This window comes from Acidisphaera sp. L21 (assembly GCF_009765685.1).
Lineage (GTDB): Bacteria > Pseudomonadota > Alphaproteobacteria > Acetobacterales > Acetobacteraceae > LMUY01.
In genome coordinates this window covers 109,543-119,627 of sequence record NZ_LMUY01000093.1, presented here as the reverse complement: position 1 = coordinate 119,627, position 10,085 = coordinate 109,543, and the positions used below count along the sequence as shown (strand labels likewise).

The 10,085-nt window shown below is 67.0% G+C and carries 8 protein-coding genes and 3 pseudogenes; 4 read left to right on the top strand and 7 right to left on the bottom strand.

Annotated features, from left to right (window positions below):
- Positions 1-389: ATP-binding protein (locus GSQ76_RS19130; RefSeq protein ID WP_254070505.1), on the bottom strand; the 389-nt coding region annotated here is incomplete at its 3' end.
- A gap of 40 nt (positions 390-429) precedes the next feature.
- Positions 430-1,788: pseudogene (gene istA / locus GSQ76_RS19125) on the bottom strand (IS21 family transposase); the annotation flags it as partial.
- A 65-nt stretch (positions 1,789-1,853) separates the two neighbouring features.
- Here istA and GSQ76_RS32500 point away from each other — a divergent pair.
- The 3 genes from GSQ76_RS32500 to GSQ76_RS19110 all read left to right on the top strand — a co-directional run bounded on the left by GSQ76_RS32500 (position 1,854) and on the right by GSQ76_RS19110 (position 4,364).
- A complete protein-coding gene (locus GSQ76_RS32500; RefSeq protein WP_158745713.1) occupies positions 1,854-2,633 on the top strand; it encodes an acyltransferase in 780 nt (259 codons plus the stop codon).
- On the top strand, positions 2,564-2,944 hold the full coding sequence (locus tag GSQ76_RS32010; protein ID WP_335904918.1) for a hypothetical protein: 381 nt from the start codon (positions 2,564-2,566) through the stop codon (positions 2,942-2,944). Before GSQ76_RS32500 ends, GSQ76_RS32010 begins: the two co-directional genes overlap by 70 nt.
- A gap of 451 nt (positions 2,945-3,395) precedes the next feature.
- Positions 3,396-4,364, top strand: coding sequence for a dipeptidase (locus tag GSQ76_RS19110; RefSeq protein ID WP_216851158.1), 969 nt, complete (start codon positions 3,396-3,398; stop codon positions 4,362-4,364).
- 333 nt (positions 4,365-4,697) lie between these two features.
- Here the strand turns inward: GSQ76_RS19110 and GSQ76_RS19105 are convergent.
- The 5 genes and pseudogenes from GSQ76_RS19105 to GSQ76_RS19085 all read right to left on the bottom strand — a co-directional run.
- Positions 4,698-4,909 (bottom strand): annotated as a pseudogene (locus GSQ76_RS19105) (hypothetical protein); the annotation flags it as partial.
- A 147-nt stretch (positions 4,910-5,056) separates the two neighbouring features.
- Positions 5,057-6,166 carry a catalase family protein gene (locus GSQ76_RS19100; RefSeq protein WP_216851157.1) on the bottom strand — a complete coding sequence of 370 codons (1,110 nt, stop codon included), beginning with the start codon at positions 6,164-6,166 and terminating at the stop codon, positions 5,057-5,059.
- Between the two features lie 105 nt (positions 6,167-6,271).
- The gene (locus GSQ76_RS19095; RefSeq protein WP_158745711.1) at positions 6,272-6,850 is read right to left on the bottom strand and encodes a DUF4142 domain-containing protein; all 579 of its coding nucleotides are present in this window, start codon (positions 6,848-6,850) and stop codon (positions 6,272-6,274) included.
- Positions 6,851-7,079: 229 nt separating this feature from the next.
- Positions 7,080-8,009: an AraC family transcriptional regulator gene (locus tag GSQ76_RS19090; RefSeq protein ID WP_158745710.1), complete on the bottom strand. Its 930-nt coding sequence runs from the start codon at positions 8,007-8,009 to the stop codon at positions 7,080-7,082.
- Positions 8,010-8,127: 118 nt separating this feature from the next.
- On the bottom strand, positions 8,128-8,769 hold the full coding sequence (locus GSQ76_RS19085) for a recombinase family protein (protein WP_158745725.1): 642 nt from the start codon (positions 8,767-8,769) through the stop codon (positions 8,128-8,130).
- 94 nt (positions 8,770-8,863) lie between these two features.
- Between GSQ76_RS19085 and GSQ76_RS32005 the strand changes: the two are divergent.
- Positions 8,864-10,085 (top strand): annotated as a pseudogene (locus GSQ76_RS32005) (DUF4158 domain-containing protein); the annotation flags it as partial.

Here is a 10,085-nt window from a genome sequence, read left to right as displayed (position 1 = left end):
GTCTGGTCACGGTAGCCATGCTCCACCCGTCTTCCCCTCGGCCTCGGATCCGGCACCGCTATTGATACATGTGTTTTGCCACCGCCCGGTCCGCCAATCAGCAACAGGTTGGCGCCTTTGTCGATCCAGCTGTCGCCGGCGCAGAGCGCCAGCACATGGGCCTTGGAGACCATCGGCACGGCGTTGAAGTCGAAGCTGTCGAGCGTCTTTCCAGGCAGCAATTGCGCCTCGACCAGATGGCGCGCGAGGCGACGGCGGTCACGTTCGCCGATCTCGTGCTCGGCCAAGGTGGCCAGGAAGCGTGCTGCAGGCCAGCCTTCCTTGTCTGAGCGTGCCGCCAAACTCGGCCAGTCTTGCTTGATTGCGGGTAGACGGAGGTCGTTGAGCATCAATGTGAGTCTGTGAGTCGGGCCGCGTCGATGCTCTCGGTCATGCGGCTTCTCCGCCGACCTGGGCGATGTTGCCGCCGAGCAGGGCCTCATAGGCGATCAGCGGCGTCAGATGGACGACGACTTCCGGCAATGCCGCCGGGTCCGGCGCAAAGTGTTTGCGCAGCGTGGCGAGGTCAGGGAGTTGGGCTGCCGACAGATCAGCCATAAGTACTGTCGCCAGCTCGGCCTCGCAGCCGCGCTCGTGGGCCAAGACCAGAAGATCGACCATGAGGCGGCATGCCGAGCGTTCCGGTAGCTTCTCGAGCAGCCGGTCGAATGTCAGGCGATAGGCGTCACGGGGGAACAACTGGTTACGGTAGACCAAGTTGAGCAACGCCATGGGTTTACGCCGCAAAGCATGGATAACGTGGCGATAATCGACGACATGGGCGTGCTTGCCCCCAGTCGGAGCCCGGCCGCGCGTCAGGGTCATCAGCAACGTCGCGCCGACGAACAGATCGAGCCGGTCATCGTGCAGCCGGACCCGCAGGCGATGGCCGATGAGCCTGGACGGAACCGTGTAGAAGACCTTCCGCAGCGTGAAGCCGCCGGACGAGGTGACGGTAACGAGGGTCTCCTCGTAATCGCAGGTCCGCTGGCCTGGCAGACGCTGCAAAGCCGGCCGTTCGGCTTCGCTGCGTTTGGAGTGGTGGGCGTTCTTACGGCTGACGATCTCATCGATAAAGCGGCGATAGCTGGGGAGGTTGTCGAAGTTTCTGATGCCGCGCATGAGCAGGGCGTCCTCGATTGCCTTCCGGAGATGGCCGTGAGCGCTCTCGATGGCGCCATTCTCGTGCGCGACGCCGCGGTTGTTGCGAGCGGGCTGCATCCCGTAATGGAGACACAATGCGTCATACCGCCGGGTCAGGTCCTCGCGCGTGTCATGGTCCAGATTGCGGAACGCGGCCGACAGGCTGTCGCTGCGATGCTCAAGCGGAGCGCCGCCGAGAGCCCAGAGGGCATTTTGCAACCCTTCGGCCAGCGCGACGTAACTTTCGCCGCCCAGGATGACACGAGCATGTTCGAATCCGGAGTAAGCCAGCCGGAAATTGTAGAGCCGATGATCGAGCTGGATCCCTGCCACGGTGACCCTCAGGTCGGCCATGTCGGTGAAATCCGATAGCCCCATGCGCCCGGGTTCCTGGATTTGGCGGAAGATCACCTCCTGGTCGGCACCATGAACCGCCCGCCAGGAGCGGATACGGCGCTCCAAGGTGCGGCGTGCGCCGGCAGATAAATCCGGATGGCGGCGTTGCATCTCCTCAAAGATTGCCACCGCGCGCAGGGCGGGAGCCGCCATCAGCATCGGCACAACCTCGGTGTCGAAGAAATCAACGAGCGGATGGGGGCGGCGACGGCTACCGGACTCCCATCAACAGCTGAGTTGCGTCAAACTGCCATTGCCTGAACCGGAGCAGACACGTGCAGACGAGCCCTCGCTTGGTCGCGCTGGACCATTTACGCGGCTTCGTCGTCGTGCTGGTCGTGCTACACCACGCCGTGCTGGCCTACTGCCACTTCGGGCACACCGACCGTTACCACTATGTCCTGTCCACCGCGCCGGTGGTGGATGCGCAGCGATGGACCGGCTTCGACGCGCTGGTGATGCTGAACGACGGCTTTTTCATGCCGCTGCTGTTCCTACTGTCCGGCCTCTTCGTGTGGCGCGGCCTTCGAAACCGCGGTGCTTGGGGCTACTTCGGCAGGCGCGCGCTGCGGCTCGGACTGCCCTTCGTCACCGCAGCGTTCACCGTAGTGCCACTGGCCTACTATCCATCCTGGCTCCAAGCTGGTGGTGTACCTGGCTTCGCGCGCTTCTGGGTCGAGATGGTCACCACCGGTCCTTGGCCGAGCGGGCCGCCGTGGTTCCTCGGCGTGCTGCTAGGGTTCAACACCACAGTGGCGCTAGCGTATGCCGCGATGCGGCGTCGGCTGCCGAACGTAGTTGAAGGTGCCACACTTGCGCCGCCTCGCTCTTTCGGGCTGTTCCTAATGAGCTTGGCACTGGCGTACCTGCCTCTGCTCTTCGTATTGGCCCGTCACGCTGGTTCAGCCTCGGCCCGCTCGCGGTGCAGGCAAGCCGCATCGGCCTCTACGGCGCGAGCTTCGCCGCTGGCGTTGTGCTCGGCGCGATGGGGCTGGACGGAGATGCGGCGGCGCTGCAGCGGCGGTGGCCCACCTGGGCGCTGCTCGCCATTGTAGCCGGCGCGGTGATGGTCGGGACGCAAGCAGCCCGGCTGCGCTACGGCCTCACGCTGGTAAGCTGGGCGTGGCTGGGCGCTTACGGCCTGACGCTGACCGTGTTCTGCGCCACCGCGTGCATTGCGATGCCAGCCGTTTTCCTGCGCTTCGCCGGGCGGCGCAGCCGGTTGTTGGACAGCTTGGCGGCGAGCAGCTTTGTCATCTACCTCCTGCACTACCCCGTTGTGACCTGGGTGCAGTTCGGGTTGCTGCATGCACCCGTGGGCGCGGTCGGCAAGGCGGGCGTGACCTTCACGGCGGCCTGCTGCTGAGCTGGGCGCTCGCCGCCCTGCCCTGGCACGCGGTGGGCGACGTTCCGCGCGTCGCGGTGCTGCTGCAGCGTCGCCGTCCATGATTCCAGATGGTGACGCGCTCCTGGCGTGGGACGCGATCCGGGACGGCACGGCGTCGGCTAGCCTGGGCCGGACGGTCCGGTTGCGCGGGTGGCTGGCCAGGCTGGAGTTCGCGGGACGCCACCTGCTGACGATGGAACCGCCCTGTTGCATGGGCTGCCAGCCCGGTATGGGCGGCGCTGTGCTTGTAGACGGCGCGGCGCTGCCGAGCGGCTGCGTTGTCGAGCTGGAAGGAGCTCTCGGCAGGACAGGGTCTACCTGGACGCTACGGTCGGCCCGGCGCGTCGACGCCGGGTTCGGACGCCGGAGGCTCTTGGCAGCCGCACCGTTGCTGTGCCTGGCTGCCGCGGCACCCCTGACAGATACGGCCGTGGTGCTCACGGACGCGGTAACGGTGGACACACATTCCCACGCGGGCGGCCTGCTGCGCGTCCGCGCGGATGGCCCGTTTACGCCCGTAGCCTCGCCCATGCGGGAAGGAGGTCTGGCGGTAGCCTGCCTCGCCGTGGTCACCGATGCCCCCACCCACCGCCTGGCAGCCGATCACCGCATCCACACCTTCCGGGAGCCTGCCCCTGGCGAGCTCTACAACTACGCGCAACGTGCCTTCGCACGGCTGCACGCGTTGGTCGCAGACCAGGGCATGCGGGTCATCACCGACGCGGCCGGACTGCACTTGGCCCGAGCAGACCGTCCGTGCGCCGTGGTCGCCTCCGAAGGGGCCGACTTCTTGGAAGGTCAGCTGGACCGGGTCGACGAGGCGTATCACCGCTGGACGTTGCGTCACCTACAGCTGACACACTACCGGGTAAATGAACTCGGCGACATCCAGACCGAGGAGCCCGTGCATAATGGCCTGACTGACTTTGGCGCAGCCGTGGTCGGCCGCTGCAATGCTCTCGGCATCGTGGTGGACGTGGCCCACGGCACCCTGGAGCTGGTCCGCCGCGCGGCGGCGGTAACGAGCAAGCCGCTTATGTTGTCGCACACATCGCTCACCACCCGGCCCCGCCCTTTCACGCGGCTGGTCACGCCCGAGCATGCCCGGCTGGTTGCCGGCACGGGAGGGGTGATCGGCATCTGGCCGGTGCGGTCGATCTTCCCCGACATGGACGCTCTGGCGGCCGGGATGGCGCGGATGGCCGCGGTGGTCGGAACCGATCATGTCGGCCTCGGCACCGACAGCATGGGGCTGGTCGGGCCAGCGACCTTCGAAAGCTATGCTGAGCTGCCGGGCTTGGTTCGTGCCCTCTTCGCGGCCGGTTTCGCATCGGACGACGTCCGTAAGGTTTTGGGCGGCAACTACGCCCGGGTGTTCGCGGCGACGATGCCGGCCTGAATGGTGTTAGATGGCCCTTATCTGCGAGCCACTCCAGGCAGCAGTTGCTCCGGCCGAAATTGCTATCCCTGCACCCGACACAAAGCAGTCATTACCCTTTCTACAATCGTTTGACCGGCAGACATCATGTGCTGCAGCATCTCAGCATCGATGTTGCTTCGGAGACCCTGTCATCATGACGAACGGACTCAAAGGTCGGCAGAAGTGGAAGTTAGCCTTCTAGCGACCAAGCATGCGCGTTCTGGCGTTCTGGCAGGTCTCCCGCCGCCGATGCCGCCTGGGTGCGACCTTCTAGAGCCGACGGAACTGGGACACGGCGTGGCACTTCTGCACGGCGTCCTGCGGCAGCAAGTAGCTGTCGAACCGGAGGTAGTTGGCTGAGCGTTCGGGCCAGACGTCGCCCGAGCGGAGCTTGTCATGCAGTGTAGCCAGCAGGCCGTCTCGCAGAGGCGTCAATCCGGCTCGTTCTCCTCCATCACCAGACGACGCCACTCCTTGCGGAACGGCATGGGCGCATCCACCGGCATGTCGCGCTTGCCGGACCGGGGTCACGCCATAGAACGGGCCGGATAGCACGGTTCGTGGCACGGATCGGGAACATGCTTGATGCTGACCGGTCGAGTGCGTGAGGACGCAGGTGTTGTTGGAACTGCTCACGAGGGCCGCAGAGCAGTCTGCGGCCCTCGCCATTTCTACCGCGGCAAGTCGTCGCCTGTCCTCGGCTCCTTGATCGGTTGCTTGTTGTTCGCGGCCCGGAACTGCGCCGACATCTCGTAGGCGGCTCGGCGGGTGCGCATGATCGAGCCGAGCGGACGGTGCGCGGCCAAGCAGTGCCACGGGCTGAAGGCAAGTCCGTCGTCCATGGCCGCGACCCGCGCCGCGCTCCAGGTGTCCTGCGGCGGCACGCTGATGCGAGCGACCGCGACATAGGGGCTTTTGTCCTCGGGCCAGGCAACGGAGGCGTCCTCTACCGGCATCGCGTCGAGGTCCGTGCAAAGCTGGACGCGCACCTCCCATTCGCCACCGGTCCTGCCAAAGAACGCCACGACCGCCTCGCGCAGGCCATTGGGCTTGCCGTTCACGTCGAGCGGAGCGTCAGTCAGCGCAGTCAACTCCGGCGACACGGGCGCCACCGCGACCTTGGCGATGTAGGGACCATACAGCAGGGGCACCTGGGAGTAGAAAGTTTCGCCAAGGATGTGGGTCTCGGGCTGGCCGCCCATGCTGGTGAGGGTGGGGCTCTTGCCGCCCAACGCCTCCACGACGGACTCTGCGGCGCGCATCGTGGCGAAGGCGGCCTTCTTCAGGCCCTCGGCCGTGTCGGTTGTTGCCGCCAGCAGCTTGAGGCTGGACAGGAATTTCGCGGCGTTCGGCGCGTTGAAGGCGGGGCCGTTCACCAGCACGAGGTCCTGGGTGACATCGCCCTCCGTGCCCGGCAAGCGTCGCCGGGGACACCGATGATCTTGACGGCCATGCCGCGGGGCGCCGAGACGCTGTCGTCCAGGATGTCGCTCGGCGTTGTCGAAAGGCGCATAGCCACGGGGTAGGAACCCGGGCCGCGCGAACAGGCCCTGGGCCAGGGCGGGCGGCAGGCCGTCCAGCACGCGCAGCTCGCCTCGAAGCAGGCCGTGGCTCTTGGCATGGACGCTACGCTGGGCGTGGCCGGAGTGGCCGAAGGTCGTACTGCTGATCTTGAACATGGTTTCGACCAGGGCGGTGTTGGTCGTGCCCTCATCCTGCTCCAGCTGTTCGACGGAGGGTTCGTAGCGCACCGGGGAGACGGGCGAAACAATTTGGGGCATGAATAGGCTCCGGAATGGGGTGACGGCAGGGACGCTGACCGCGTCGTGGTGCGGCGGAGGGCGCACTGCCTAGCCCGCCCTCCGCACTGCGTCAGGTCTTGCCGGTCACGCCTGCAGCTCGCCAGAGATGCGCTTGGTGATGGCGACGTGTTCCTTGAAGGTGGCCAGCGCCAGAGTGGCGAGATGCTGCCCCTGCTTCTCCGCCATCTCAGCCGTGCCCGCAGGGGAGTTCTTCAGGTATGCCGTGGCGAGGTCGCGCAGGAACTCGTGGTTCTCATACTGCGCCATGATGTAGGCTCGGTCGAAGGCGGCTCCGTTCGGGGCAGCCTTGATCTTATCGAGCGTGGCTTGCGCCTTCGCGTCCATCGGGGGCACGGGTGTGCCGAGCTCCTTGAGCACTGTGGTGACGGCGACGGCCTCCGTATGCTCGAACCCGGCGAACTCCTTGGCCATCGGATTGGTAGCCCGCTCCATGGCAATCTGGCTCGTTACCCGCGACAGCTCGGCAGGCCCGATGACGCCCATGGCGAATTGCTTGGCGGTGCGTACGCCGGACACGTCCGGCATCGGCATCGCTGCCGGGTCACGGCTGGCTTGTGGCTGAGCCTGGGCCAAGGCCTGGGCGATAGGCGCTACCGCCAGCGCGGCGGCGCCGGTCAGAATGGAACGTCGGCTGTTGAACATCTCGCATCTCCTGCTCAGACTTGCCCGGCTTTGGCGGCAGTGCTCGCCGGTCCACAAGTCTGCTTGCAGGCGCCTAGAGCGTTCGCATGCACCGTAGTTTCTCGGGCTGGCCTGGGTTTGGACGGGGAAGCACTTAATCTGGACGGCTAGGCGGCGCGCCGTAGATGTCACCCATTTTTCGGGCGGTCACATGATGGATGCTGGGTTCCGCTGCCGCGGACCCGGCTGTTTATTCAGGCTCGCGCTCGTCGTGGCTGCCAAGCGCACGGTAGGCTATGGGATCGGCCTTGTAGGCATTGCGGAATGCGCGAGAGAAGGGCGTCGGGCCTGCATAGCCGATGCTCTGCGCGATGACCTTGAGCGGCAGGTCCGTGGTCGTGAGCAGACGCGCAGCGATGCGCAGACGAACCTTTTGCACGAAGTCGATCGGCCCTTGCTGGAACGCCCGTGCAAAGTGCTCGGCAAACGAGGCACGGCTCATCCCGGCCAGGGACGCCAGACTCTCGACGGTGTGGGGCATCGCAGGGTCCTCAATGACAGCCAGGATGGCGCGTGCCAGGCGGGGGTGCTGCAAGGCCGTGAACAGCGGCGAGCCGATGTCATCGCGCAAAAGATGCCGGCGCAGCAACGTGATCAGGCACTGCTTCATCAGCACTTCCGTCATTGCCTGCGTGCCAAGGCCCGGGCTGGCAATCTCAGTAAGCAAGAGGTCGAAGGCATAGCGCACAGTGCTGCTGGCCGAGAAGTCCTCGACCATTGGATCGCGCAGGAGGTCGAACAGGCCGAGGGCGCCGCCGTAGGAGGCCGAGATAGCGCCGCACACCATCAGGGTGTCGCAGCTGCCGTCCCCGGCAGTGAAGCCGACAAGGCCGTCGCCGAGCAGCGTGCAGCGGTCCGCGGCGTGGGCCAGGTGGGCAACCGCCCCGGCCTCGCCGGCGACGTGCGGCTGGCGCGCGGGCACGATGAGCACGCTTTGCGGGGCGAACGCCAGCCACGGGCCGTTGCCCACGCGCAAGGCCCCAGACCCCTTGAGGACATAGTGGACCGTGACCGCCTCGAAAGAAGGGAAAGCCAGGCGCCACCCCTGCTGGATCGCGCAGACGGAAAAGGCGTGCAGCCGGACAGCAAGGGCTGTCAGAAGCCGGTCGAGGGTGTCCACTGCCACTTCGCCATCCTTGTCTGCTTTGCCGTCCAGGGGTCCGCGGTTTGGCGCCCATCGATGGAAAAACGAGCTTGCATGCGCTCTCGCCCTGATCGCCAATGGAGCAAATGCCGAGTTAGGTCTTCCTCTCCATTGAAGCCTGGGCACGATTTCTTCGTACGATGCCGGCGACGGTGTTCTTGCTCAGCCCGACTTCGCGCCCGACCAGTTGGTAGCTGCGTCCCTGGGCTATGAGGGCCAGCACCTTGGGCGCCAGTCGGTCCGACTTCGGCCGTTGCCCGGGCTGGCGGCCCAGCCGCTTGCCGCGCTCCTTGGCGGCCGCAATGCCGGAGCGGATGCGCTCCACGGTCAGCTCGCGCTCGAACTCGGCGATGCCGGCCAGGAGCGTCGCCATCATGCGCCCGTGCGGGGTGGACAGGTCGAACGCCATGCCGTTCAGCGCCACCAGCGACACGCGCCGGGCTTCCAGCTCCTTGAGCGTCGCCAGCAGGTCCGCCGTGCTGCGCCCCCAGCGCGACAGCTCCGTCACCAGCACCGCGTCGATCTCGCGCCGCTGCGCCAGCAGCAGCACTTTCCGGCGCTCGGCCCGGTCCAGCTTCACCCCGGACGCGGTTTCCTTGTAGGTGCCGACCACCCGGTAGCCGGCGCGCTCGGCAAAGGCGGCGAGATCGCGCTCCTGCCGCGCGCAGGACTGGTCCGCCGTGGACACCCGGCAGTAGAGCGCGGCGCACGGCGATGACGGCCCACCCTGTCCCAGTTGAACTCTCCCCGCCTGACGGCCTGCAAGCCCCTGTTCCTGCAAGGGCCTGGGTCGTAGCAGGCAGACTATACCCTAACTGGGACATCCCGTTATGCCAAGACGACGCGCGCTCACCGAAGCGCAACTGGAGACCCTGTTCGCTCTGCCAACCGCCGAGGCCGACCTCATCCGCCACTGGACCCTGGACGGGGCGGACCTGGCCGCGGTGGACCGGCGCCGCGGCGCCTCCAATCAGCTCGGCTATGCCCTCCAGCTTTGTGCCTTCCGCTATCCCGGCCGGCTGCTGCGGCCTGGCGAGGCCATCCCTGATGCAGCGATGCACTTCGTTGCCGAGCAAGTCCATGTCGGCGCTGATGCACTTGCCGCCTATGCCGCCCGGCGGCAGACCCGGCAGGAGCAGCTCAACGGCCTGCGCGAAGCGTTCGGCTTCCGCATGTACGCGCCCGGGTACGGCCGCGAGATGCTGGCTTGGCTGCTGCCGGTGGCGCTGGCCACCACGAACGCCTTGGCGATCACCGCGGCGCTGATGGACGAGTTGCGTCGGCGCCGGATTGTCGCCCCAGGCCCGAGCGCGGTCGAGCGCCTGGTTGCAGCAAGCCTGGTCGTCGCCGAGCGACACGTCGCGGGCCAGCTCACCCGCAGCCTGTCTCTCGCCCAAACCGAGGCGTTGGACGCGCTGCTTACGGCCAAAGAGGGCACACCCCTAAGCGTGCTCAGCTAGGCACGACAGCCGCCGGGTGCGCCCGGTCACAAGGCCCTTGCCCGCATTGTGGAACAGCTGACCCGCCTGCGCGCCGTCGGCCTCGATCCCGCTTGCGCCGAGAGCGTGCATCCGGAGCGGCAGCGCAAGCTGGCCCGCGAGGGCGGACGCTACACCGCCCAGCACCTGCGGGCGTGGTCGCAGCTCCGCCGCCGAGCCACCCTGGTTGCGACCGTGCTGGATACCACGGACCGCCTGACCGACGACGGCGTGGGACTGTTCGACCGCGCAGTCGGCCGCATGTTCCGCCGGGCCGAAGCCCGCGAGGAGGACACCCTTATGCGCGACGCCCGGGCCATCAACGACAAGGTGCGTCTTGCTGGCCCGGCTCGGCGGCGCCCTGATCGCGGCCAAGCAAGGCGACGCCGACCTGGATGGGGCCGTCGCGGCTTCAGTCGGCTGGAAGCGGATGGCCGCGAGCGTCGCTGAGGCCGAGCGCCTGGCCCGCCCGGGTAAGGCGGACCTGCCTGCCCTGGCCGCGCGGGCGTGGCCCGTGCTGCACCGGCTCGGCCCCGTGTTCCTTGACGCCTTCCAGCTTCGCGCCGTGCCCGCC